At 51.1% G+C, this 25,435-nt stretch carries 26 protein-coding genes and 1 pseudogene; 18 read left to right on the top strand and 9 right to left on the bottom strand.

From position 1 onward, the window contains the following. The 5 genes and pseudogenes from RT340_RS11305 to RT340_RS11285 form a co-directional block, all read left to right on the top strand. Positions 1–468: pseudogene (locus RT340_RS11305) on the top strand (succinate dehydrogenase/fumarate reductase flavoprotein subunit); the annotation flags it as partial. Next, positions 461–1,195, top strand: coding sequence for a fumarate reductase iron-sulfur protein (gene frdB, locus RT340_RS11300; protein WP_004177729.1), 735 nt, complete (start codon positions 461–463; stop codon positions 1,193–1,195). The pseudogene RT340_RS11305 and the gene frdB, both read left to right, overlap by 8 nt. Before the next feature lie 10 nt (positions 1,196–1,205). Next, positions 1,206–1,601 carry a fumarate reductase subunit FrdC gene (gene frdC, locus RT340_RS11295; protein WP_020804225.1) on the top strand — a complete coding sequence of 132 codons (396 nt, stop codon included), beginning with the start codon at positions 1,206–1,208 and terminating at the stop codon, positions 1,599–1,601. A 10-nt stretch (positions 1,602–1,611) separates the two neighbouring features. Then, positions 1,612–1,971, top strand: coding sequence for a fumarate reductase subunit FrdD (gene frdD, locus RT340_RS11290; RefSeq protein ID WP_020804231.1), 360 nt, complete (start codon positions 1,612–1,614; stop codon positions 1,969–1,971). A gap of 113 nt (positions 1,972–2,084) precedes the next feature. Continuing rightward, entirely contained in the window at positions 2,085–2,618 is a 534-nt protein-coding gene (locus RT340_RS11285; protein ID WP_002885523.1) for a lipocalin family protein, read from the top strand. On the opposite strand, the gene sugE is transcribed toward RT340_RS11285, so the two are convergent. From sugE to efp, 4 genes are all read right to left on the bottom strand, one after another. Beyond that, complete coding sequence (gene sugE / locus RT340_RS11280) at positions 2,615–2,932, bottom strand: quaternary ammonium compound efflux SMR transporter SugE (RefSeq protein WP_002885521.1); 318 nt, start codon at positions 2,930–2,932, stop codon at positions 2,615–2,617. The genes RT340_RS11285 and sugE overlap by 4 nt on opposite strands. 143 nt (positions 2,933–3,075) lie before the next feature. Beyond that, positions 3,076–3,222 (bottom strand): lipoprotein toxin entericidin B, encoded by a 147-nt coding sequence (ecnB, locus tag RT340_RS11275; protein ID WP_002885518.1) that lies wholly within the window; start codon positions 3,220–3,222, stop codon positions 3,076–3,078. A gap of 159 nt (positions 3,223–3,381) precedes the next feature. Continuing rightward, on the bottom strand, positions 3,382–3,513 hold the full coding sequence (locus tag RT340_RS11270; protein ID WP_002885511.1) for an entericidin A/B family lipoprotein: 132 nt from the start codon (positions 3,511–3,513) through the stop codon (positions 3,382–3,384). 73 nt (positions 3,514–3,586) lie between these two features. Beyond that, positions 3,587–4,153 (bottom strand): elongation factor P, encoded by a 567-nt coding sequence (gene efp, locus RT340_RS11265; protein ID WP_002885506.1) that lies wholly within the window; start codon positions 4,151–4,153, stop codon positions 3,587–3,589. A gap of 41 nt (positions 4,154–4,194) precedes the next feature. On the opposite strand from efp, the gene epmB reads away from it, so the two are divergent. Next, positions 4,195–5,223 carry an EF-P beta-lysylation protein EpmB gene (epmB, locus tag RT340_RS11260; protein ID WP_002885500.1) on the top strand — a complete coding sequence of 343 codons (1,029 nt, stop codon included), beginning with the start codon at positions 4,195–4,197 and terminating at the stop codon, positions 5,221–5,223. 121 nt (positions 5,224–5,344) lie between these two features. Here the strand turns inward: epmB and RT340_RS11255 are convergent, their stop codons facing one another. After that, positions 5,345–5,989, bottom strand: a complete 645-nt coding sequence (locus tag RT340_RS11255; protein WP_313376015.1) for a transcriptional regulator — start codon at positions 5,987–5,989, stop codon at positions 5,345–5,347. Positions 5,990–6,469: 480 nt separating this feature from the next. Between RT340_RS11255 and RT340_RS11250 the strand changes: the two genes are divergently transcribed. The 8 genes from RT340_RS11250 to yjeJ all read left to right on the top strand — a co-directional run bounded on the left by RT340_RS11250 (position 6,470) and on the right by yjeJ (position 16,466). Beyond that, positions 6,470–7,033 carry a fimbrial protein gene (locus RT340_RS11250; RefSeq protein WP_004177738.1) on the top strand — a complete coding sequence of 188 codons (564 nt, stop codon included), beginning with the start codon at positions 6,470–6,472 and terminating at the stop codon, positions 7,031–7,033. A 58-nt stretch (positions 7,034–7,091) separates the two neighbouring features. Next, entirely contained in the window at positions 7,092–7,778 is a 687-nt protein-coding gene (locus tag RT340_RS11245) for a molecular chaperone (protein ID WP_004177740.1), read from the top strand. A 35-nt stretch (positions 7,779–7,813) separates the two neighbouring features. Continuing rightward, positions 7,814–10,357, top strand: a complete 2,544-nt coding sequence (locus RT340_RS11240; RefSeq protein WP_032410689.1) for a fimbria/pilus outer membrane usher protein — start codon at positions 7,814–7,816, stop codon at positions 10,355–10,357. Positions 10,358–10,380: 23 nt separating this feature from the next. Next, a complete protein-coding gene (locus RT340_RS11235) occupies positions 10,381–11,397 on the top strand; it encodes a fimbrial protein (protein WP_032410687.1) in 1,017 nt (338 codons plus the stop codon). Positions 11,398–11,731: 334 nt separating this feature from the next. Beyond that, positions 11,732–12,082 (top strand): hypothetical protein, encoded by a 351-nt coding sequence (locus RT340_RS11230; RefSeq protein ID WP_004177746.1) that lies wholly within the window; start codon positions 11,732–11,734, stop codon positions 12,080–12,082. A 103-nt stretch (positions 12,083–12,185) separates the two neighbouring features. Then, the gene (locus RT340_RS11225) at positions 12,186–13,472 is read left to right on the top strand and encodes an HlyD family secretion protein (RefSeq protein WP_020804223.1); all 1,287 of its coding nucleotides are present in this window, start codon (positions 12,186–12,188) and stop codon (positions 13,470–13,472) included. Further along, positions 13,465–15,588 carry a peptidase domain-containing ABC transporter gene (locus RT340_RS11220; protein WP_016831378.1) on the top strand — a complete coding sequence of 708 codons (2,124 nt, stop codon included), beginning with the start codon at positions 13,465–13,467 and terminating at the stop codon, positions 15,586–15,588. Before RT340_RS11225 ends, RT340_RS11220 begins: the two co-directional genes overlap by 8 nt. A gap of 14 nt (positions 15,589–15,602) precedes the next feature. Continuing rightward, positions 15,603–16,466 (top strand): YjeJ family protein, encoded by an 864-nt coding sequence (yjeJ, locus tag RT340_RS11215; protein WP_020804230.1) that lies wholly within the window; start codon positions 15,603–15,605, stop codon positions 16,464–16,466. A gap of 54 nt (positions 16,467–16,520) precedes the next feature. Here yjeJ and RT340_RS11210 read toward each other — a convergent pair whose 3' ends face one another. The 4 genes from RT340_RS11210 to RT340_RS11195 all read right to left on the bottom strand — a co-directional run bounded on the left by RT340_RS11210 (position 16,521) and on the right by RT340_RS11195 (position 19,768). Then, a complete protein-coding gene (locus RT340_RS11210) occupies positions 16,521–16,874 on the bottom strand; it encodes a DUF4156 domain-containing protein (protein ID WP_004152419.1) in 354 nt (117 codons plus the stop codon). 260 nt (positions 16,875–17,134) lie between these two features. Next, positions 17,135–18,781 (bottom strand): chaperonin GroEL, encoded by a 1,647-nt coding sequence (gene groL / locus RT340_RS11205; RefSeq protein WP_313376004.1) that lies wholly within the window; start codon positions 18,779–18,781, stop codon positions 17,135–17,137. A 45-nt stretch (positions 18,782–18,826) separates the two neighbouring features. Further along, entirely contained in the window at positions 18,827–19,120 is a 294-nt protein-coding gene (locus tag RT340_RS11200) for a co-chaperone GroES (protein WP_021507766.1), read from the bottom strand. Positions 19,121–19,315: 195 nt separating this feature from the next. Next, positions 19,316–19,768 carry an FxsA family protein gene (locus RT340_RS11195; protein WP_097119018.1) on the bottom strand — a complete coding sequence of 151 codons (453 nt, stop codon included), beginning with the start codon at positions 19,766–19,768 and terminating at the stop codon, positions 19,316–19,318. A gap of 375 nt (positions 19,769–20,143) precedes the next feature. Between RT340_RS11195 and aspA the strand changes: the two genes are divergently transcribed. The 4 genes from aspA (at position 20,144) to dicD (ending at position 25,428) form a co-directional block, all read left to right on the top strand. Beyond that, a complete protein-coding gene (gene aspA, locus RT340_RS11190; protein ID WP_007886584.1) occupies positions 20,144–21,580 on the top strand; it encodes an aspartate ammonia-lyase in 1,437 nt (478 codons plus the stop codon). Positions 21,581–21,697: 117 nt separating this feature from the next. Beyond that, complete coding sequence (locus RT340_RS11185) at positions 21,698–22,999, top strand: anaerobic C4-dicarboxylate transporter (RefSeq protein ID WP_313376000.1); 1,302 nt, start codon at positions 21,698–21,700, stop codon at positions 22,997–22,999. Between the two features lie 83 nt (positions 23,000–23,082). After that, positions 23,083–24,783, top strand: a complete 1,701-nt coding sequence (locus RT340_RS11180) for a protein-disulfide reductase DsbD (protein ID WP_313375998.1) — start codon at positions 23,083–23,085, stop codon at positions 24,781–24,783. Positions 24,784–24,849: 66 nt separating this feature from the next. Beyond that, on the top strand, positions 24,850–25,428 hold the full coding sequence (gene dicD, locus RT340_RS11175; RefSeq protein WP_313375996.1) for a division control transcriptional repressor DicD: 579 nt from the start codon (positions 24,850–24,852) through the stop codon (positions 25,426–25,428). The last annotated feature ends 7 nt before the right edge of the window (positions 25,429–25,435 follow it).

Below are 25,435 nucleotides of genomic sequence, written 5' to 3'. Positions count from 1 at the left end.
AACCAGGAAGGTAACGAAAACTGGGCGAAAATTCGCGATGAAATGGGGCTGTCGATGGAGGAAGGCTGCGGCATCTACCGCACGCCGGAGCTGATGCAGAAAACGATCGACAAGCTGGCTGAACTGCAGGAACGCTTTAAGCGCGTGCGCATTACTGATAACTCCAGCGTGTTCAATACCGATCTGCTTTACACCATTGAGCTGGGGCACGGTTTAAACGTTGCCGAATGTATGGCGCACTCGGCCATCGCCCGTAAAGAATCGCGCGGGGCGCACCAGCGTTTGGATGAAGGCTGTACCGAACGCGACGACGTCAACTTCCTCAAGCACACTCTCGCCTTCCGCGAGGCCGATGGCACTACCCGTCTGGAATATGGCGATGTGAAGATCACCACGCTGCCGCCGGCAAAACGTGTCTATGGCGCAGAAGCGGACGCGGCTGAGAAGAAGGAGACCACCCATGGCTGAGATGAAAAACCTGAAAGTCGAAGTGGTGCGCTACAATCCGGAGGTCGACACCGCACCGCACAGCGCATTCTATGACGTGCCTTACGATGAACAGACCTCGCTGCTGGACGCGCTGGGCTACATCAAAGACAACCTGGCGCCAGACCTGAGCTACCGCTGGTCCTGCCGAATGGCAATCTGCGGTTCCTGCGGCATGATGGTCAACAAGGTGCCGAAGCTGGCCTGCAAAACCTTCCTGCGCGATTACACCAAAGGCATCAAGGTGGAGGCATTGGCCAACTTCCCGATCGAGCGCGATCTGGTGGTGGACATGACCCACTTTATCGAAAGCCTGGAAGCCATTAAGCCGTATATCATCGGCAATAACCGCACGCCTGACCAGGGGCCAAACAAGCAGACCCCGGCCCAGATGGCGAAATACCATCAGTTTTCCGGCTGCATCAACTGCGGGCTGTGCTATGCCGCCTGTCCACAGTTCGGCCTGAACCCGGAATTTATCGGCCCGGCGGCGATCACCCTCGCCCACCGCTATAACGAAGACAGCCGCGACCACGGTAAAAAGGAACGCATGGCGCAGCTTAACGGCCAGAATGGCGTCTGGACCTGCACTTTCGTGGGCTACTGCTCGGAAGTGTGTCCGAAGCACGTCGACCCGGCGGCCGCGATCCAGCAGGGCAAGGTGGAAAGCTCGAAAGACTTTCTTATCGCCACCCTGAAACCACGCTAAGGAGTGCATTATGACGACGAAACGCAAACCCTACGTGCGGCCAATGACCTCCACCTGGTGGAAAAAGCTGCCGTTTTATCGCTTCTACATGGTACGGGAAGGCACGGCGGTACCGACGGTATGGTTTAGCATTGTGCTGATTTATGGGCTATTTGCCCTCAAGCACGGCGCCGAGAGCTGGGCGGGATATATCGGATTCCTGCAAAACCCGGTGGTGGTGATCCTCAACCTGATTACCCTGGCGGCGGCGCTGCTGCACACCAAAACCTGGTTTGAGCTGGCGCCGAAAGCAGCCAACGTCATCATCAAAGGCGAAAAAATGGGGCCAGAGCCGGTCATTAAAGGGCTCTGGGTGGTGACGGCAGTGGTCACCGTGGTGATCCTGTTTGTCGCCCTGTTCTTGTAAGGAGGCTGAGATGATTAATCCCAATCCGAAACGTTCCGATGAACCCGTATTTTGGGGGCTGTTTGGCGCAGGCGGCATGTGGGGCGCGATCGTCGCGCCGGTGATGGTGCTGCTGGTCGGCATCCTGCTGCCGCTTGGGCTCGCCCCGGCCGACGCCTTCAACTATGAGCGTGTGCTGGCCTTTGCCCAAAGCTTTATCGGCCGCGCGTTCATCTTTCTGATGATTGTCCTGCCGCTGTGGTGTGGGTTGCATCGTATTCACCACGCCATGCACGATCTGAAAATCCATGTGCCAAACGGTAAATGGGTCTTCTACGGCCTGGCGGCAATCCTCAGCGTCATCACCCTCGTTGGCGTACTGTTTATCTGATCCTGCAAGAGCCCGGTCGCATTTCTGCTACCGGGCTCGCTTCATAGAAAAATCTTGCCGCCTTTTCCCTGCTGGACTCTACACTTAGCTTAAAAGCCAGCAAGGAGCATGCCATGCGTATCCTGCCGATAATCACCGCGATTGCCGTCTCGTTCCTGTCTGTCGCCTGCAGCACGCCCGCCCCGCCGCCGGGCGTCACCGTGGTCAGTCCCTTCGACGTTCAGCGCTATCTGGGTACCTGGTATGAAATCGCCCGCTTTGACCACCCTTTTGAAAGCGGTCTGGAAAAGGTCACGATCGCCTGGCACCCACGTGATGACGGCGGTCTGGATGTGGTGAATAAAGGTTATAACCCCGACCGCGGCATGTGGCAGAAAACGGACGGGGTAGCGTACTTTACCGGGGAGCCCAGCCGCGCCGCGCTGAAGATTTCCTTCTTCGGCCCTTTCTACGGCAGCTATAACGTCATTGCTCTGGATAAGGAGTATCGTTACGCGCTGGTCTGCGGCCCCGATCGCGACTATCTCTGGCTGCTGGCCCGGGCGCCGACCATCGCCCCGGAGGTCAGGCAGCAGATGCTGGACATTGCCACCCGACAGGGCTTTGATGTCGGCAAACTGGTCTGGGTCAATCAGCGCTATGATTAGTGCGCGCTGATCTTCAGGCCAATGATGCCGATCACGATACAAACAAGGCTGGCGATACGCATGGCGCTGGCGGATTCCCCTAACAGCACAATACCGGTCACGGCGGCGCCCACGGCGCCGATCCCGGTCCAGACGGCGTAGGCGGTACCTACCGGTAGGGTTTTCATCGCCCATGAGAGCAGCGCCATGCTGGCCACCATCGCCACGATGGTGATAACGCTGGGAACCAGGCGGCTAAAGCCATGGGTATATTTCAGGCCGACGGCCCACACCACTTCCAGCAGGCCAGCGATAAACAATACTATCCAGGACATAAGGCTCCTTTGCTGGGGCCGTCCCCGGATGAGAAACGCTTACGGGTCGTCCCGTAAGGTGGATGAAAAGTCGTGGTGAGTATATCCAACGGAATGAGAGAAGTGAAGAACGGTACGGCGCTAAACCGTACCGTTGACGGCGTTTATTGCTGAGCTTTGGTTGCCGCGCCAGAGATTGCGTTACCGCCGTCTGAAATATCCTCACCGACACCGCGCGTGGTGTTACAAGCGGTCAGTGCTGAAGAGAGGACCAAAACCGTAAAGAACGCTGCAATCGTTTTTTTCACCATAATGTCATCCTTAGTGTCAGTTTTGTTTTCATGCCCTATAAGCATAGACAAACCGTCCAAAGATGAAGGGATCTTTGCGATTTTTAAGAGAAAAGGAGTATGCGTGGAGGAGGCTGACATACCGGGAGGCAAGCGCCATCAACGAAACGGCAGGGAAATTCAGCTCACAGCGTGAGAGATAGCGTGGCCCAGGCCCTGAATATCTTCACCCACACCGCGGGCGGTATTGCAGCCAGCCAACAGCGCGCTGCTCAGAAAGAGTAACACCAGGAGTTTAACGCTGCGCTTCATGTATCGTGCTCGTTGTGACTGTACGAAAAGAGCGGCGCAGCACGGAGGCTACGCCGGTCATCATGACGCGAAATTACTTCACGCGGGATACATATTCGCCAGAGCGAGTATCCACTTTGATCACTTCGCCAATCTGAACGAACAGCGGAACTTTAACCACCGCGCCAGTAGACAGGGTCGCCGGTTTACCGCCGGTACCCGCGGTGTCGCCTTTCAGGCCTGGATCGGTTTCAATGATTTCCAGCTCAACGAAGTTCGGCGGGGTGACCGCGATCGGCTGGCCGTTCCACAGGGTCACGATGCACTCAGCCTGATCCAGCAGCCATTTAGCGTTGTCACCGATCGCTTTCGCGTCAGCAGACAGCTGCTCGAAGGTTTCGTTGTTCATGAAGTGCCAGAACTCACCGTCGTTGTACAGGTAAGTCAGGTTCATATCGACAACGTCCGCGCCTTCTGCGGAATCGGTAGATTTGAAGGTTTTCTCAACGCGGGTACCGGTCAGCAGACGGCGCAGCTTAACGCGCGCAAACGCCTGGCCTTTACCTGGTTTAACGAATTCGCTGGCTTCTACCGCATAAGGTTCGCCATCTAACATGATTTTAAGACCAGCACGAAAATCGTTGCTATAGTAAGTCGCCATAAGGCCCTCTGAAATTGTTTAACTGGTAGCTAAGCCACAAAATGGCGCATATTGTAACCCTAAATACCCCATCCAGAGAAGATTGGATAACGCAACTTGCCAATGTTGTGACCAGTCCTGATGAACTGCTGCGTCTTTTAAATGTAGACGCTGATGAAAAACTGCTGGCCGGACGCGAGGCCAGACGCCTGTTCCCGCTGCGCGTCCCGCGCGCGTTTATCGCCCGCATGGAGAAAGGCAACCCTAACGATCCGCTGCTTCGTCAGGTACTTACCGCCGAGGAAGAGTTTATCGTCGCCCCCGGCTACTCCACCGATCCGCTGGAAGAACAGCACAGCGTGGTGCCCGGTCTGTTGCACAAGTATCGCAACCGGGCCCTGCTGCTGGTGAAAGGCGGTTGTGCGGTAAATTGTCGTTACTGCTTCCGCCGCCACTTCCCATACGCCGAAAATCAGGGCACCAGGCGCAACTGGCAGACGGCGATGGACTACATCGCGGCGCATCCGCAGCTTGATGAAATCATCTTCTCCGGCGGCGACCCCCTGATGGCGAAGGATCATGAGCTTGACTGGCTAATGACCCAGCTGGAAGCTATTCCGCACGTTAAGCGCCTGCGTATTCACAGCCGCCTGCCGATTGTGATCCCGGCGCGCATCACCGAGACGCTGGCCAGTCGCTTCCAGCGTTCGTCGCTGCAGGTAATCCTGGTTAACCACGTCAATCACGCGAATGAAATTGACGGTGAGTTTCGCGCGGCGATGGCCATGCTGCGTCAGGCGGGCGTCACGTTGCTCAACCAGAGCGTGCTGCTGCGCGGGGTGAACGACAACGCGCAAACCCTGGCCGACCTCAGTAATGCGCTGTTCGACGCCGGGGTAATGCCCTACTACCTGCACGTGCTGGATCGGGTGCAGGGAGCGGCGCACTTCATGGTCAGCGATGATGAAGCCCGTGAAATCATGCGCGAACTATTGACCCTCATCTCCGGCTATATGGTGCCGAAGCTGGCGCGCGAGATTGGCGGGGAACCCAGCAAGACGCCGCTGGATTTAGGGCTGAAGCAGCGTTAATAAACTGAAGGTCTGCCAGGACGTTCTGGCAGACCTTCGGATAGGAAGATTTCGACAGACGGGTGTTAAGGTGACCAGCAAATGACTATCGCACCGCGCTATAACCCCTGGCTGTGACGAGCTACCGGTTTAGCACGACCAACACAATAATATTAATTACAATCATCACGACAATTAGCGCGATTAACCATACGGGTATTTTAAAAGTAACATGCAACCGCTCAGATGCTTTTTCACCTTCTTCCGGTTTATTTGCCATCAAATCACTGCCATGCTCTGATGAGTTTTCTATTAGTGGAAGATTTAAATGAGTGTCAGGCTTTTCCTTTTCTTCAGAAATAAAGTCGACAACTTTATTATTCTGATAATGCGTTAATGTCACCCGATTCATATTCTTGCACTCTTCATCAGAGAGAGGAATGACCAATGTATTCGGAGCGACGCTAAAGCCTTTTTGCCGGACGGTGATAATGATATCCTCAGATAGCCCAGCTTTTACCAGCGATTTTCGCAGCAAAGAGATATTTTGATAGAACGTATTTTGCGAAACGACCACCCCCCGTGTTTCCCATACAGCCGCCAGGAACTCATCCCGTGAAATGACTTTGCCGCAATTCTGCAAAAGCAGCAGCAAGCATCTGGCGGTTGGCGCATTGAGGCTGATGCACTCCCCGTCCCCGGCAAGCGGCCGCAGCTCATTCATATTGGCATTAAATATAATCTCCTGATTAATTATACACCCATTAAATAATACTGCGTCATCCATATCCTTGCCCCACGTAACCCTATTATCCATAATAAAATCAAATGATTTCAACCAAACGATTATGTGAACATTCTTGTTTCAGATGAAAACAGGTACATTTCACATTGAAGTTCAGCCCACAGGATACCGCAGATAAAAAAACAAGCGATAGCTAACTTGCTTAATGGTCAGATTTTCAGATTAAATTAATCTCAACTGGAATCCACATCTCATCAGAGAGGGGGGCAGCATTAAATTCACAGGTGCTTCATCAACAATTCACAAGCATTTTTTGCACCAGACTTTTAAATTACTCCCGCTTCTCCATGGTTCGCTATGGCAAGCGATATGGTAGCGTTGTTCAACAGGATGATTTGTCTCAGCACTATATAAAGGAATGCTGGCGCTTATTTTCAATATCAATGCGAATGCATACTCCATTCCCTTGATAACTGTTATCAACTCTACACAGGACTAAGTATCTATATATGGATTAATTAAATGAAAAAGACAATCGTAGCTGTAATGGTCGCTGCATCTGCAGTGCTGAGTGCTCAGGCAATGGCAACCAACACCGCTCAGGTAACTGTACTGGGTGAAGTCTCTGATGCAGCTAACTCTTGCGTCGTGACTCCGACTGGTACCCTGAACAACGGTATCGTTCAGCTGATCACTGTGACCACTGCGGAAGCAAATGCTGAAGCTGCAGGTACTCTGTTCAAAACTCAGGACTTCGGTTTTAAAGTTACTGACTGCGCACAGGGCAGCGCTAACCCGGTTACCGGCCTGACTGTAAACGTTGCCGGTGTCACCTCCAGCGATAAAACCATCCTGGACAACACCGCAGCTGGCGGCGCTACCGGTATCGGTATCGGTATCCAGCGTCTCAGCGATTCACATCGCGTAGCCTTCGACGGTTCTGACACCATGACCGAAAGCTACTCTGCTACTACCGGTACTCAGCTGAAGTACACCACTGGTTATGTAAAAGTGAACTCTGCTACTCCGGTCACCGAAGGCCCGGTTAAAGGTGTTGCGACCTTTACTATCGATTACACCATCTAATTTTTCCCCAAAGGGCCCCGCTTCACGGCGGGCCCTTTTTTGCATTCAGAGAAAAAACATGTTCAGGACTTTATTAACTTTCACCGCTTCCTGTGCATTACTCCTCAGCAGTATTGCCCATGCCGGTATTGTAGTGGGATCCACCCGCTATCTGTATAAAGAAGGCGCACGTGAAATCACCGCGCAAATAGAAAATAAAGATGATATTCCCTATCTGATTAAATCCTGGGTTGAAGCGCCGGCAGGAAAAGCGCCCTCTTTTATGGCCACGCCGCCGCTGTTCCGCCTTGAAGGGAAACAACAGAATACGGTTCGTCTGTTTTCTAACGGAAACGTTAATGCGCCGACCGACCGGGAATCCATGTACTATTTTAACGTGATGGCGATTCCTCCGGCAGATGATGCCAAAGCGAATAACAACACCATTCAACTAGCAGTCCGTCACCGTATGCGTCTGGTCTATCGTCCTAAAGCACTTTTCGACCTCTCCCCTAATACGGAAGCGAAAAAGCTCGAATGGCGAAAGTCTGGCACTAAGCTGACGATCAAAAATCCAACGCCCTTTTTCTTCTATTTCCATAGCATCCAGATTGGCAGCAAAGAAGTGAAGCCGGAAGTCAACTCGGTCGCCCCGATGACGACTAAAGAAGTGACGTTAAAAGAAAATATTAATGCCTCCAGCATTACCTGGAAAGTTGTCAATGATTATGGCGGAGCTGGGTCGCTCTACTCCTCATCGCTGTAATAAGAAATTTATTTTATCATTATAGGGATGTGTCTATGCCAAATAAGAATAATGGATTATTCAAACTATCCACCATCTTCTTTGCAATGCTTCCGGCATTGCTTTCTGGTTTGAATAATAAAGCGCAAGCACGTGACTTTTCCGATCCCTCATTCATTAGCTCATTGAATGGTAGCGATCCATCAACCACTCCTGACTTATCCGTATTTCAGACCCAGAACGCGCAGGCGCCGGGGGATTATCGGGTCGATATCATGTTTAATGGCCGCTACCTGGATACCAGGACGATAAAGTTTGTCGCCAACAATCGCGCCAGCAGCGATAACCGCGAACCCGCTCTGGTTCCCTGCCTGAGTCTAAAAGCTCTCGCGGAATATGGCGTAAGGATAAAATCCTTTCCAGAGTTAGCCGAGGATCAAAACGGCTGTGCAAACTTTTCTGTCATTCCGGACACCAAAGCGGATTTTGACTTTACCGCCCAGCGCTTAAATATTTCTATTCCGCAGGCGGCCTTATCCACCACCGCGCAGGGATATATCCCACCGGATCAGTTTGATGATGGCATCAACGCCCTGCTGGTGAACTACCAGTTCAGCGGCTCGAACGACATGCAGGCCAATGATGAATACTACAGCTTGAACCTGCAGTCTGGCCTCAACGTTGGCCCATGGCGTATCCGCAACCTCAGCACATGGAATAAAAACAATAGCGATGCCGGGGACTGGGACTCCGCCTATCTCTATATGCAGCGAAGTATTCGCTCGATCAACAGTAACCTGGTGATGGGCGAAAGTTCATCGCTCTCAACCATCTTCGACAGCGTGCCGTTTACCGGTATTCAGCTGGCCACCGATACCACGATGTTGCCGGAAAGTATGCGCGGCTATGCGCCGATTATTCGCGGTATCGCCAAAACCAACGCCCGCGTCGTCATTAAACAGAACGGCTACCAGGTTTACCAGACCTACGTGGCACCCGGGGCATTTGAAATCACCGATATGTACCCGAGCGGCGGTAGCGGCGACCTTTACGTCAGCGTGGAAGAGTCCGACGGATCCAAGCAAGAATTTGTTGTGCCGTTCGCCACCCTACCGGTCATGGTGCGTGAAAATCAACTGGAGTATGAGATTACTTCCGGTAAATATCGTCCTTACGATGGTGGAGTCGATGAAACGCCATTTACTCAGGCCACCGCGACCTATGGCGTCTCCAGCAGCCTGACGCTTTATGGCGGTATGCAGGCGGCCTCGCGCTACCAGGCGCTGTCGACGGGCCTCGGCTATAACCTGGGCGAGCTTGGCGCCGCCTCGGCAGACGTCACCCAGGCATGGTCGAAAAAGAAAGACGATGAAAAGACCTCAGGACAGTCCTGGCGGGTCCGTTATGGTAAAAACATTGTCGAAACTGGCACCAATGTCACCATCGCGGGCTACCGCTATTCCACCCGCGGCTTTAATACCCTCTCGGAGGTGCTGGATAGCTACTCTAATGACGGTAATTATACCTCTCGCTCACTGCGCAATCGCACCAACCTGACGGTTAACCAAAGCCTGGGTAAAGGCCTCGGTAGCCTGTCGATAAGCGGGTTGATTGAAGATTACTGGGACGATAAGCGAACCAACAAGTCAATTAGCGTAGGTTACAACGGCGGTTTCCGTAATGTGAACTACTATCTGGGCTACAGCTATAACCGCTACACCTGGAGCGGAAATAACTCAGGTAAGGATGCCCAGGACGATCAGCGCATCACCCTGACGGTGACGCTACCGCTGAGCAACTGGCTGCCGGGTACCTATACCAGCTATCAATTAACCAACAGCAATCCGGGATCTACCGATCAGTCGGTCTCCATTGGTGGCGTCGGGCTAGATAACGACAGCCTGGAATGGAGCCTGCAGCAAGGGTACAGCAACCGGGAATATTACAGCGGCGATATGCGTGGGACCTATAACGGTGCCCGCGGCAGCCTTAATGCCGGCTATAGCTATGACAATAACAGCCAACGTATTGACTACGGCGCCAACGGCAGCATCGTCGCTCATGCCGATGGCATTACACTTGGCCAGGACATCACTGACGCCGCCGTGCTGGTTAAAGCGCCGGGCCTGGATAACGTCAAGTTGACCAACGATAACACCATCTCCACCGACTATCGCGGTTACGCTATCGTCCCGTACGTTACACCTTACCGTCGTACCGACATCACCCTTGACAGCACTTCACTGGGTGAAGATATGGAGCTTCCAGAAACTACGCAAAGCGTCGTGCCGACCCGTGGTGCCATCGTGCGTGCTAATTATGACGGCAATATCGGCCAGCGGGCCTTTGTGCATCTGAAAACCGCCAGCGGCCAGGACGTGCCTTATGGCGCAATGGTTCTGCTCGCCGGCGACAGCAAATCGCAGCCAAGTATCGTCAGCGACGCCGGGATGGTCTATATGTCCGGCCTGCAAGAGACCGGGATCCTTAACGTCCAGTGGGGCAAAAGCGCAGCGCAGCAATGTAACGCTTCATTTACTTTACCAGCCAGGGAAGGCAAAGCGTCTGGCATCAGTCAAATCGAAACGGTTTGTCGCTAATATTGACCAAGGAACAATAAAGAATGAGAAAAATACTTCTTTTTTTATCCCTACTATGCTGTTGTAGCGAGGTAATTGCCAAATGCGATTATTCTGGTTCCGCTGGACAAGCAATGTTTAACATAAGTCCTAAAATCGCAACAGACCCAACAATTCCGGTGGGTACAGTCCTCTATACTAAAAAAGTCGGTACCGGACATTATAAAACATTTGAGTGCAGCAAAATAATGGGAGACCAGTATATTGTTGAATCAACAGCACCGGAAGTTACCGGCGTCACGGGTATAAGGGGCAAACCAGTCTATGAAACCGGCATAGATGGAATTGGCTTTCAGTTTTCAGATCTTCTGAGCAGCAAAAATGGTTCTATTAATCCTGCTGTTGCTCAATCTACAATCGTACCTATTTTAGAATCGAATGAAGATTATAAATTTATGACGGTATGGTTAATTAAAACAAAGCAGGTCATCGATACATCCGGCACCAGTACAAACCCGGTATTTAAATTCTCAGCAGGTAACTTAAGCACCAACCCAAGGGCAGCTGACCGCCTTTTGTTAACAGCAACCCTGAAGTTCAAGACTATTTCATATAAAGATACCTCTTGCGATATTTCAGTATCAGGGCCTAGCCAAATCACCCTGAATAAAATTGAAAAAAACACATTAATGTCCATTTCTCGAGGAGGTACAACTCCATCACAAAAAACTATCAAAATGGATGTGACTTGCCCACAAGGTTCAGTTGGCAACAAGCTTTACTACTGGTTTAACCCTGTTAATGGCACCAGTTCTGCCGGGGATGGGATCATCGATAACATGATAACTGGAACCGAAGCCGCAAATAACGTTGGCGTTATCTTCAAAATTGACAACAAGCCTATAATATTTTACGACGCCGAAAGTTATAGCTTCGCCAAGGCACAGGCATCACAAAACTTTACCTTCACCGCCGACTATTATCGCATGAGTGACAATAGCGCTGAAGTCTCTTCCGGTCATGTAAAAGCTATGCTTGAAGTTGTCATACAGGAAGAGTAAAAGTATAACCTCCATACCCCTACAAAAGGTGGATAATGACATCCACCTTTTTTATTTTTATGTCAACAACCAAAAAAATGTCATATATGAATGCAAGAATAAATCAATATATCTGCAGCACATCGATAATAGCTGCGTGCCACCACCTGCTGAATTAGTTACTGTTTTATGAACCTATAAATAGTTTAGATTTGATTCACTATTAACCTCTAATTTCATCAACAATTCATATTTAGTTGAGTTGATTCATACTACAGCAACGACTATCTTTTCTGCGGACCAAATTCTGGTCTGGAATGAATATATAATTTTAATTTTAGTTAAAGGACTAATCATGCACCAATTAACTGTATTTGAAATGGAAGAAATTTCTGGCGGTGCGCTGACCGATACTCTTACCGATATCGTCACCTGGGCCGCAAAAGAAGTTGGCGCTATCGCACTGGGCGCCTCTCTGGGCGCTATTTTTGGTACAGCGTACGCCGGACGTTGGGGTGGCGTAAGTGGCGGTATCTTCGGTATCGGCTCAATCGGCCAGGGTGTAGGGATGATCGCCGGGGTTATTCTCGGTGGCGTTTGCTTTGGTATTGCAGCGGGTATCGTTGGCTGGGATATGACTCTGGATTATGCTCAGGGCGTAATGGATGCTATTTATGACGGCACCCTGAACTTCTGGAGCAACTAAGTTTACGCGCCAATGATTAGCTCAACAGTTTGTTGACAAGCATTCATTAGTAATTAAGGCCTGACGTATCGGGCCTTTTCATTTTATAATTTAAGCGATAACTATGTTAAAAAAAATCTATCGCAAGGAAGCGATTGAGTATAAAAAGCATCACTGGAAAGGAAAGGCACTGCTGCTCGCAGGGCTTCCAGCATGGCTTGTTGCATTACTCTCTTTTGCTTTTCTTGCGATCCTGATAGCCACCACAGTATTTTGCTCCTTTACCCAGAGAATCGACGTTCAGGGAGAGGTCATTACTCTACCTCACTCTGTCAACGTTTATGCCCCGCAGCAAGGCTTTGTTATCTCCCAATATGTAAAAGTCGGCGATATTGTGACCAAAGGCCAGCCGTTATATGAGATCGACATTTCCCGGAACACCACAACGGGTAATGTTAGTGCGGTACAAATAGAGGTCATTAATGAAAAGATCGCAAATGCTGAAGATATCATTTCAAAACTGAATCATAATAAAGAAGAAACAACCATTTCTTTAGAGAAGCAGTTAAAAACAATCAATGATTCGTTAAAAGAAACTAATCGCATGTTGGCTAACGCCCAGGCTGGATTAAAGAAAATGCATGAAAATCTATCCAGCTATGATAAGTATTTAAGTGACGGACTGATTACCAAAGACCAATATAACTATCAACACTCTTTGTATTTTCAACAACAAAGCACTTACCAGTCTCTGGTGAGTCAGAAAATGCAACTGGAATCGCAGGTCACTCAGCTCAATAGTGATAAAATTACAAAAATAGCTGATTTTGACAATCAAATCTCGTCACAAGAAAACCAGATTAATGATTATAAAAATCAACTGGTTGAATCAAACGCAAACGGTAACATTATTATTAAAGCAACGACTGAAGGCCGTATTGAATCATTGACCGTCACTAAAGGCCAAATGGTTGATAAAGGCAGCAGTCTAGCACAGATAAAACCTACCGGTGATATAGAGTATTATCTTATTTTATGGTTACCTAACAATAGTATACCTTATGTAAAACCTGGGGATGAAATTAACATTCGTTATGCTGCATTCCCATCAGATAAATTTGGTCAATTCCCGGGAAAAATACTTTCAATATCTTCTGTTCCCACATCTCGACAAGAAATGTCTGAGTATACCAATGTTACGAACGGCACAAACCAGCAGGAACTGGCGCTCTATAAGACCATTGTGAAAATTGAAAACAAAACCTTTGAATATAATGGTAAAACGCTTTCGCTTTCAAATGGCCTCAAGGCTCAAGCTGTTGTATTCCTGGAAGAGCGTCCGCTCTATATGTGGATGTTTACCCCTGTGTATAAGATAACTCAAAGCATTACTGGGCCGATCCATGACTAACGAACTTTTCAAAACTGTTGTTGCAAAGTTAAATTTTTCTCTTGTTAACAAAACGCCCGTTATTCTTCAGTCAGAATCATCAGAATGTGGAATTGCCTGTCTGGCAATGGTCTGTGGTTTTTATGGGTTGAATATCGATCTGTTTAATTTCCGTCAGCGGTTTGGTAGCCCCTCCCAGGGCTCCTCACTAATGTCTCTAAGCAAAACTGCAAAGCATGCCGGCTTAAAAAGCCGGGCGTTAGCTCTTGACCTTGATGAAATAAAGCAGCTTAAACTCCCCTGCATCATCCACTGGGGGATGAACCACTACGTTGTTCTTACAAAGGTAAGGAAAAACGGATTTGTTATTCACGATCCGGCGTTGGGTAAAAGAATCATTGGCATCAATGAGATGTCAAACAATTTTACCGGTGTAGCGCTTGAACTTTGGCCCGATCATAACTTCCAGCAAGAAGAAGCAAAATCCCGATTACGATTGCTGGATTTAATGCATAAAATTGTTGGTTTAAAATCAGCACTGATTAAGATCTTTGCTTACTCTGTAGTGGTAGAAGCTATCGGACTCCTGTTACCGATTGGTACACAGCTAGTCACTGACCATGTGATTATGGCTCACGACCAAAGCTTACTGTCTGTTATCTGTATCGGGTTGATATTTTTTACCCTATTCCGCACGTTTATTAGCATGCTACGTGCATGGACGTCGTTAACGTTAAATACCCTGACAAATATTCAGTGGAAAACGACGTTATTCGATCATCTGACAAGTTTGCCATTATCCTTTTTTGAGAAAAGGCATTTAGGTGATATTCAGTCTCGCTTCTCGTCTTTGGATACGATTCGCTCAATATTTACCAATAGTATCGTTACCGGCATCATCGACTCGATAATGACAATCGGTTTATTGGTGATGCTGACCTTATATGGTGGTTGGTTAGTCTGGGTCGTCATCGGCTTTACCATTTGCTATGCGATTATGCGCTTTGCTACCTATAGCTTTTATCGTCGCGTAACGGAAGAACAGGTCGTCAAAGGCGCACGTGCTAACTCCCACTTTATGGAGTCACTTTATGGCATTTCTACGATCAAAGCACTGAATTTAAAAGAACGTCGCTCACAGCATTGGCTGAATCTTAACGTTGACGCCAGCAATGCAGGTATAAAGCAAACTCGATTCGATATGATGTTTGGTGGCATTAATACCTTTATCACCTCAATCGATCAGGTAGTGGTACTGTGGTTGGGTGCCATTATGGTAATTGATAATGAGATGACGCTCGGTATGTTTATGGCATTTAACGCCTATCGGGGTCAGTTTTCTCAACGTGCATCGAATCTCATTGATTTGGTGATGCAACTTCGTATGCTCTCACTGCACAACGAACGTCTATCAGAAATAGCATTTAGTGAACCAGAAAAAGAACTTCCATCGCGGCGTGTTTTTACGGAAAACACTGGCGTAAAACTTGAAGTGAGAAATCTTAGTTATCAATACGATCCTTTTTCACAACCCATCTTTACAAATTTGAACATAACCGTTGCTCCTGGAGAATCAGTTGCGTTAATTGGCCCATCTGGCGTAGGGAAAACCACACTATTAAAAGTTATGTGCGGACTGCTCTCGCCGGATTCCGGCGAAATACTGGCGGATAATCTGGAGATTAAAAAGATTGGTTTGAATAACTATCGTCTTGGTATCGCCTGCGTACTCCAGGAAGACCGTCTCTTTTCCGGCTCCCTTATTGATAATATAAGTGGCTTCGATGATAGCGCCGATCTTGATTTTGTGATGGAGTGTGCCAGACGGTGCAACATTCATGATGAAATTATGAAGATGGCTATGGGATACGAAACCATTGTCGGCGAACTTGGGCTGGGTATTTCAGGTGGGCAAAAGCAGCGTATCCTGATCGCCCGCGCACTGTATCGCAAACCGAGTATTTTATTCATGGATGAGGCTACCAGCCATCTTGACCTCAGAAATGAGTCGGTTATCAATCAGTCTATTTCAGCGCTAAGTATCACCCGCATTATCGTCGCGCATCGACCATCGACCATTGCATCCGCCGATCGTGTTATCGATCTCTCACAATCGAAGTCGGTGACTACTGCTTAATAAAGGAGAAGAATATGCAAGGAACGTTTATAGGTTTTAATACCGCAGGAATTACCTTTGAAGAGCGATTTTTAGCGTTGCTGCTGAAAGTTAAGAAGGAAAATGGCTTTTGCGAGATTTACTATCTTCAGGCACCGGTGCTAGCTGATCTGCTCCTGATACTGCAGAGCAGAATGGCTGTGATTTTCCAGCGGCTTGAAAACCAGGGAGAGGCCTATAAAGATGAGCTTATCACGTATAATGAGGCACTTGTTGCCAATATTCCTCAGGTTGAGACGGCTGAAATACAGCAACCATCCCCTGAGCGGCGAATCATGTCCATTACGCTCAAACCTGGCGAAACACAGTCAACGTTAATTCTTGTATTTCAGGATGAACAAATTAGTACTTTATGTATTGACGATCTGCAAATCGAAGCATTAATTATCGGTATTCAACAAGCATTAAAAACAGTCGGCGACCAGGAACTGGTTCAGTATTTAAGTTCAAATATGGATTTTTTAATGTGCTATACCGTCGACTTAACCACTCAGCCCAATATCGATTACCAGCAATACTCACACGAAGACTGGAAGCTAAACCTGTTTTCCCATTATCTGGGCGTGCTGTACTGCTGCGAGACAGACGAAGGCAAGAAAATTGTCTCCGGAGCGGTGGTCAAAACCAGCGCGCCGCATTTATCAGAACTGGAAAATAACGTTGTGACGCGGATTATCGAGAAAAGCCCCAAGCTCAAGGCGATGCACGCGGAGCTGGCGCCATGCCAGATCTTCAGTACTGTCATCCCTTCCCAGCCGGGAAGAATGCTCAGTCTGGAAGAGTGCCTGCGTCCTCTGCACGCCTTCTATCTGGAGAAGAAAGCGGAGCTTAACGCCTGATCCTCATCTAACGACCACGCCTCTCTCTGCGCTCGCAGAGAGAGGCGTCACGCATCAGTTCGGGCACTTATAAACCTGGCCGTTCATTTCGCTGTCGGTAGGTACAAAGCTCGACAACAGGTTTTGTGTCGGGCTGCTGACGCCGTAAATCACGTTGCCACCCATTGCTGCTGCCTGGTTACGCAAGGCGTTCGCCGCACCGCGCATGGAACCGCCCTCATCGCCATTCTGGCCGGAGAGCCAGTTGCTCTGTTTACCCGTCGCGGTCCCTAACAGCTGACATTCTGCGCCCGGCTTCTCCTGCACGAAACGCACATTCTGGCCGGCAGAGGTTAATTCATTGCTGGAACTGCAACCTGCCAACAGTAAGGCTGCGCCGACAATCCCTGCTAAATATTTTACCTGCATGTTATTCCCCATGATCGATGAGCTGGACGCACTGGCCCGGATGTAAATCTGTCATCCTTCAAACTGCGTCGGCATGAGCCGCGTTCATTCCCTCCCCGGCTGCGCTTACCAGGTCGCTACCGAAACGGAGGTGCTTGCCGCTCTGATGCAGCTTAAATGATTTTTATGTATAAGCCTTATACTAAAAAGCGCGCCAAAAGAAAAACCCCCAGCCATTGCTGGCCAGGGGTTTCTGCTTTTTTATGCCGTAGAGCGCACGATTACATCATGCCGCCCATACCGCCCATGCCGCCCATGCCGCCAGCAGCACCTAAGTCAGGCGCGTCGCCTTTCGGCAGGTCGGTCACCATGCACTCGGTGGTAATCATCAGGCCAGCCACGGAAGCCGCGTACTGCAGTGCAGAACGGGTGACTTTGGTTGGGTCCAGGATACCGAAGTCGATCATGTTGCCGTATTCTTCAGTTGCTGCGTTGTAACCGTAGTTACCGTCGCCTGCTTTCACGTTGTTTGCCACAACAGACGGCTCTTCACCGGCGTTGGAAACGATCTGACGCAGCGGCGCTTCCATTGCGCGCAGCGCAACTTTGATACCGACGTTCTGATCTTCGTTCTGACCGGTCAGGCCAGCGAGTTTCGCCGCAACGCGAACCAGCGCTACGCCGCCGCCAGCCACCACGCCTTCTTCAACCGCAGCACGGGTTGCGTGCAGGGCGTCGTCGACGCGTGCTTTTTTCTCTTTCATTTCAACTTCGGTAGCCGCACCGACTTTGATTACTGCCACGCCGCCAGCCAGTTTAGCGACACGTTCCTGCAGTTTTTCACGATCGTAGTCGGAGGTCGCTTCTTCGATCTGCTTACGGATCTGAGCTACGCGGCCCTGGATTGCGGATTCTTCGCCAACGCCATCGATGATGGTGGTGGTGTCTTTGTTGATAACCACGCGTTTCGCCTGGCCCAGGTCTTCCAGAGTCGCTTTTTCCAGCTCCATACCGATCTCTTCGGAGATCACGGTACCGCCGGTCAGGGTAGCGATATCCTGGAGCATCGCCTTACGACGATCGCCGAAGCCAGGTGCTTTAACCGCTGCCACTTTCACGATGCCACGCATGGTGTTAACCACCAGGGTCGCCAGCGCTTCGCCTTCAACGTCTTCAGCGATGATGACCAGCGGTTTGCCAGCTTTCGCTACGGCTTCCAGAACCGGCAGCATTTCGCGGATGTTGGAGATTTTTTTGTCAGCCAGCAGGATGAACGGGCTTTCCAGCTCAACGGCACCGGTGTCCGGCTTGTTGATGAAGTACGGAGACAGGTAGCCGCGGTCGAACTGCATACCTTCAACTACGTCCAGTTCGTCTTCCAGACCGGTACCGTCTTCAACGGTGATCACGCCTTCTTTACCAACTTTATCCATCGCTTCCGCGATCAGTTTACCGACGGTTTCGTCGGAGTTAGCGGAGATGGTACCTACCTGAGCGATAGCTTTGGAGTCAGAGCACGGAACGGACAGCGCTTTCAGCTCTTCTACTGCAGCCAGTACCGCTTTGTCGATACCGCGTTTCAGATCCATCGGGTTCATGCCTGCTGCAACAGCTTTCAGGCCTTCGTTCACGATAGCCTGAGCGAGTACGGTTGCGGTGGTGGTACCGTCGCCTGCCGCGTCGTTCGCTTTAGAGGCAACTTCTTTCACCATCTGCGCGCCCATGTTTTCGAACTTGTCTTCCAGTTCGATCTCACGCGCTACGGACACGCCATCTTTAGTGATGGTCGGTGCACCGAAAGATTTATCCAGAACCACGTTACGGCCTTTCGGGCCCAGGGTAACTTTTACTGCATCTGCCAGTACGTTCACGCCGCGCAGCATTTTTACGCGAGCGTCCTTACCGAATTTTACGTCTTTAGCTGCCATTTCAATTGTCCCTTAAATTCGTTTCGTTCAGTGAATTACGCGTAATTACGCTTCGACAATCGCCAGGATGTCGCTTTCAGAGATGATCAGAACTTCTTCGTTATCGATCTTCTCAGTTTTGGCACCGTAGCCTTCGCTGAAGATAACCAGATCGCCAACTTTCACGTCCAGCGGCTTAACATCACCGTTTTCCAGGATGCGGCCATTACCCACAGCCAGAACTTCACCACGGGTTGATTTGCCAGCTGCAGAGCCGGTCAGAACGATACCGCCAGCAGATTTAGCTTCAACTTCTTTACGCTTGACGATCACGCGATCGTGCAACGGACGAATTTTCATTTGGTAGCTCTCCTTTGAGAAGTCCAATCATTCAGTTTTTTGGGTTGAACCGGACTGCATGGCTTCCGGCCTCGTGGAGAGAGAGATAGGGTCACTAAAAAAGGCTTTCAAGGGGCAAAAAATAAAAAATTTTCGTTTTTGTAACCATTGACGAAAAAGACAGCAAAAAGGGCGACTCTCGCCGCCCTTCTCTTCTTATCGATCTTTATCGTGTCCGATTTGATCCTGATCTTTACGCTCGTATTCGCCATCCATGGTATAGCCACTGTCCGGCCCGGCGCCGGGTCCGCGCCACACACGCAGATGCGGCATTAATTTCAGCGTCAGATGTTTCTGCACCGGAGGCAACAGCAGCAACAAACCGAGGAAGTCAGTAAAGAAGCCCGGCAACAGCAGTAAGAAGCCCGAAATAATCAGTGAAACGCTTTTGGTCATCTCCGCCGCTGGGCTTTCATTGCGCGCCAGCTTCTCCTGCATCAGACGGAAGTTCTTCATACCCTGGTTTTTCACCAGCGACACACCGATGCACGAGGTGAAGATCACCAGTAGCATGGTAAGCAGCACGCCGAGGGCATGTGCAACCTGAATGAAAATTGAGATCTCAATCCAGGCCAGAACAAAAAAAATCACGAACGGTATCCAGCGCACCGATATCTCCTGTGAGTAGGGCTGCCTCGCTTCTTGCCAGGCAGCAGAAAGGGATGGTCTGTCTGACCGTATTGATAGAGATGGGCATCTCAACCCGCGATTTCAACCGATCCTGCCAAATTTTTCCCACTGACTTAAAATTGCGAACTACATCACATATCGTTATTACCGCTGGGCCAGTAAATGCCCGTAAAGTGATCTGTGCACAAACAATTCTGTAACAACAGAATATGATCGTGCCCGCCAGCCCGAAGATGGATAAAATGTCGGTGCTGGTAATCCACGACAATATAATTGCTTCACCTGCACAGTGATTGCCGCCCGACCATCCCGGTCGCCCGGCAGTGACACCGCAGAAATAATAAGAAGGTAATCATGGCGAACAACATTCGTATCGAAGAAGACCTGTTAGGCATGCGCGAAGTTCCGGCAGACGCTTACTACGGTGTTCATACTCTGCGTGCGATTGAGAACTTCTACATTAGTAACAACAAAATCAGTGATATACCGGAATTTGTCCGCGGTATGGTGATGGTCAAAAAAGCAGCCGCGCTCGCCAACAAAGAGCTGCAAACAATCCCTCGCAACATCGCAAACACCATTATTCAGGCCTGTGATGAAGTGCTGAATAACGGTAAATGCATGGATCAGTTCCCGGTTGACGTCTATCAGGGCGGCGCGGGCACCTCGGTCAACATGAACACCAACGAAGTGCTGGCAAACATCGGTCTGGAACTGATGGGCCACCAAAAAGGTGAATACCAGTACCTCAACCCTAACGATCACGTGAATAAGTGTCAGTCGACCAACGATGCTTATCCCACCGGATTCCGTATTGCGGTTTACGCTTCAATTCTGAAACTGCTGGACGGCATCAGCCAGCTCAGTGAAGGCTTCCAGCGTAAAGCGGTCGAGTTCGAGAATATCCTCAAGATGGGTCGTACCCAGCTGCAGGATGCCGTACCGATGACGCTGGGCCAGGAATTCCACGCGTTTAACGTGCTGCTGAATGAAGAAACCCGCAGCATCCTGCGCACCGCAGAACTGCTGCTGGAAGTAAACCTGGGCGCGACGGCCATCGGGACTCGCCTCAACACCCCGGATGGCTATCAGCAGCTGGCCGTTCAGCGTCTGGCGGAAGTCAGTAATCTGCCTGTCGTCCCGGCAGAAGACCTGATTGAAGCAACCTCTGACTGCGGTGCTTACGTGATGGTGCACTCTGCGCTGAAACGTCTGGCGGTGAAACTGTCCAAAATCTGTAACGACCTGCGCCTGCTCTCTTCCGGCCCACGTGCGGGTCTGAACGAAATCAACTTGCCAGAATTGCAGGCCGGTTCATCAATCATGCCAGCCAAAGTGAACCCGGTGGTGCCAGAAGTGGTGAACCAGGTGTGCTTCAAGGTTATCGGCAACGACATTACCGTGACCATGGCATCAGAAGCGGGTCAGCTGCAGCTGAACGTGATGGAACCGGTGATTGGCCAGGCGCTGTTTGAGTCGATCAGCATTCTGACCAACGCCTGCTTCAACCTGCTGGAAAAATGCGTCAACGGCATCACGGCTAACAAAGCGGTATGTGAAGCTTACGTGTTCAACTCCATCGGTATCGTCACTTATCTCAACCCGTATATCGGCCACCACAATGGCGATATCGTCGGCAAGATTTGTGCGGAAACCGGCAAGAGCGTACGTGAAGTGGTATTGGAGCGCGGTCTGCTGACCGAAGCGGAACTGGATGACATCTTCTCCATCCAGAACCTGATGCATCCGACCTACAAAGCCAAACGCTACACCGACGAAAACGAACAGTAATCCGTTCCGGATCAAGTTGCCAAAAGCACGCCTGTATACAATACGGCGTGCTTTTTTCTTATTGGCGGCTACAACTTTAAGAGTCGAGATTTCCCCCACGGCTCAGGAGCGGAATGAATGGTGTTAGTGGAATTATTGATTGTCCTGCTGGCGATCTGGCTGGGTGCACGTCTAGGCGGCATCGGAATTGGATTTGCCGGCGGATTGGGCGTACTGGTGTTGACGCTGTTCTGCGGCATGAAGCCGGGCGCGATTCCCTTCGATGTGATCGAAATTATCATGGCAGTGATTGCCGCAATTGCCGCGATGCAGATTGCAGGCGGACTCGATTACATGGTCGGTTTGGCCGAGCGCCTGCTGCGCCGTCATCCGCGTTACGTCACCTTCCTCGCCCCACTCGTCACCTATGTGATGACGCTGCTGGCGGGCACCGGACACACTGCGTTCTCGACGCTACCCGTCATCGCTGAAGTGGCCAAAGAGCAAGGTGTACGCCCTTCACGCCCACTGTCGATTGCGGTGGTCGCCTCGCAAATTGCCATTACCGCTTCGCCGCTCTCTGCTGCAGTGGTGTTCTTCGCGTCGATTCTGGAACCGCGCGGTGTCAGCTATCTGGCGCTGCTGGGCGTATCGATCCCAGCCACGATGGCCGCGATATTCTGTGCCTCCGTGATCACCAGCTTTCTTGGTAGAGAGTTAAAAGAAGACGAGGTGTATCAGGCGCGCTTAGCCAAAGGTGAAGTCACACTGCGCGGAGAACGCGTCTATGACATTAAGCCTGGCGCCAAACGTGCGGTCGGGCTATTCCTGATCGGCATAGCGGCAGTTGTGCTCTACGCCACGGCGATCAGCGACAGCGTTGGATTAATAAGTAACCCAGTGCTGCCTCGTAACGAAGCGATTGTGGTGTTTATGCTCACCGCCGCCACCTTAATTTGTCTGACCTGCAAAGTGGATACCGGCGAAATCCTTAGCGCCAGCACCTTCAAATCCGGCATGAGCGCCTGTATCTGCGTGATGGGTGTGGCGTGGCTGGGCGATACTTTTGTCAAAGCGCATTTGAGTGAGATTCAAACCGCTGCGGGTGACATGCTGCAGAGCTACCCGTGGATGCTGGCGTTAATATTGTTCTTCGCTGCTACCCTGCTCTATTCACAGGCAGCGACCACCAAGGCGTTGATGCCTGCCGCCCTCATGCTTGGCGTATCCCCTCTCGCCGCCGTTGCCTCCTTTGCCGCCGTTTCAGCCCTGTTCGTGTTGCCGACCTATCCCACCTTATTGGCAGCCGTAGAAATGGATGACACCGGTTCGACCCGAATCGGCAAGTTTGTGTTTAATCACTGCTTTATCATTCCCGGCGTGTTGGCGATTGCCTTCTCCGTGGCGTTTGGCTTCCTGTTTGGTAGCCTGATTCTGTAGCGCCGTTACATCCTGAAAACCTCGTGGCGAGGCGGCCGTGCTATCATCGCGGCTCATTCGCCACCGGAGCTGATTACATCCTCATGGCTGCACGACTTTCTCGCCTGATGGGCCTTTGCCTCGCATTGCTGTTTTGCTTTTCAGCACAGGCCAATATCTTCTCACCGAACAATAACAGCCGCTTTGTGCCGGTGGATCAGGCATTTGGCTTCGATTTCAGCCAGCAGGGCAACCAACTCACACTGAGCTGGAAGGTGAAGGACGGCTATTACCTTTATCGTCAGCAGATTCATGTGACGCCGCAAAAAGCACAGATGGCACCGCTCGCTCTGCCGCCAGGACAGCCGCATGAAGATGAGTTCTTCGGCAAGAGCGAAATCTATCCGCAGGATTTACAGGTGCCGATCACTCTGCATCAGGCTGAGTCCGGTGCCACGCTCACGGTGACCTATCAGGGCTGTGCGGCCGCTGGTTTCTGCTACCCGCCCGAAACCCGCTCAGTGCCGCTCACTCCGGTTGCTGCCAATCACGACGCAACCGCCGTTAACGCGCAGCCTGCGCAACAGCGTACGCCACTGCCGTTTTCACCGCTGTGGGCGCTGCTGATTGGCATCGGCGTTGCCTTCACGCCGTGCGTATTGCCGATGTATCCGCTGATCTCCAGCATCATTCTCGGTGGCCAGCGTCGCTACTCTGCTGGACGCCTGTTCGCACTGGCGATGGTCTATGTGCAAGGGATGGCGCTGACCTACACCGTGCTCGGCATGGTGGTGGCCGCCGCAGGTTTACGTTTCCAGGCGGCGCTGCAGCATCCTTACGTGTTGATTGGCCTGTCAGCGCTGTTCATCGTGCTGGCGTTGTCAATGTTTGGCCTGTTCTCACTGCAACTGCCTTCCAGTCTGCAAACGCGCCTGACACTGTGGAGTAATCGTCAGCAAGGCGGTTCATTGCCGGGCGTGTTTATGATGGGCGCACTGGCGGGATTGATCTGCTCACCCTGCACCACCGCGCCGCTGAGTGCCATTCTGCTGTATATCGCGCAAAGCGGTAACCTGTGGGCCGGTGCAGGCACGCTGTGGCTCTATGCGTTCGGTATGGGCCTGCCGCTGATTGCGGTCACAATGTTTGGTAATAAGCTGCTGCCAAAAAGCGGGCCGTGGATGCAAAGCGTCAAAGAAGGTTTTGGCTTTGTGATTCTGGCGCTGCCGGTGTTCTTACTGGAGCGGATCATCGGCGATGTCTGGGGCTTGCGTCTGTGGAGCCTGCTCGGCGTCGCGTTCTTTGCCTGGGCGTTCAGTCTCAGCCTGCGCGCTAATGGCAAATGGCGCATTCTACAAATCATCATGCTCGCTGCTGCACTGGTGGCCGCTCGCCCGCTGCAGGATTGGGCTTTTGGCAGTAGCGCCAGCGTGGAGTCTGTGGCGCATCTGCCGTTCAAAACCATTGCCAGCAGCGCACAATTGGATAGCGCGCTACAGCAGGCACAAGGCCGCATTACCATGGTCGATCTCTACGCCGACTGGTGCGTCGCCTGCAAAGAGTTCGAGAAGTACACCTTCAGCGATGAAGGCGTGCGTGCCGATTTGAGTCAGGTGCAGTTACTGCAAGCCAACGTCACCGCGAATAACGCGCAGGATAACGCCCTGTTGCAGCATTTACAGGTATTAGGCTTGCCCACCATTCTGTTCTTTGATGCGCAAGGCAAAGAAATCCCTGACTCACGCGTCACCGGTTTCCTTAACGCTGCCGACTTCCGCGCGCATTTGCACAAACTGTCGCGTTAAACGACACTGGTTGCAGGACACTGCCCGTTCGTGCGCGAGCGGGCCCGCACTCCAGAGGAGAGTCACTTGCAACGTGAACAGATTCTTGAGCATGCGCTGAATGTGCTTGAGCAAAGCGGCCTTGCCGCCACCACTTCCCTGCAGCAGTTGGCCGGTGAGACCGGACTTGATGCAGAACATCTTGAACGTTTCTGGCCCGACCGTGACGCATTATTGTATGACGCGCTGCGCTATCACGGTCAGCAGATTGACAGCTGGCGCCGCCAGATACAGCTCAATGAACATCTCACAGCCCAACAAAAATTGCTGGCGCGTTACGACGTGTTAAGTGAGCACGTGAACAAAGGCCGCTTTCCCGGCTGCCTGTTTATCGCCGCCTGCAGCTTCTATCCGCAGCCTGACCAACCCGTACATCAGTTAGCAGAACAGCAAAAGCAGGCTTCCTGGCACTTCACGCACAGCATTCTGGTTGAGCTGGGGCTGGATAATCCGACGATGGTGGCGGACCAGCTTGAGCTGATTCTGGAAGGCTGCCTCAGCAAGCTGCTGGTGAAGCGGAACGTGCAGGACGTGGCGACAGCCAAACGTCTGGCGGAAGATGTGCTGCGGATCGGGCTGTGCCGCGCTACCGGCGCGCTGGCCTAGGGTTTTG

This window comes from Pantoea sp. CTOTU50773 (assembly GCF_032082325.1).
Lineage (GTDB): Bacteria > Pseudomonadota > Gammaproteobacteria > Enterobacterales > Enterobacteriaceae > Pantoea > Pantoea communis.
This window is presented reverse-complemented; position numbering and strand designations above follow the sequence as displayed.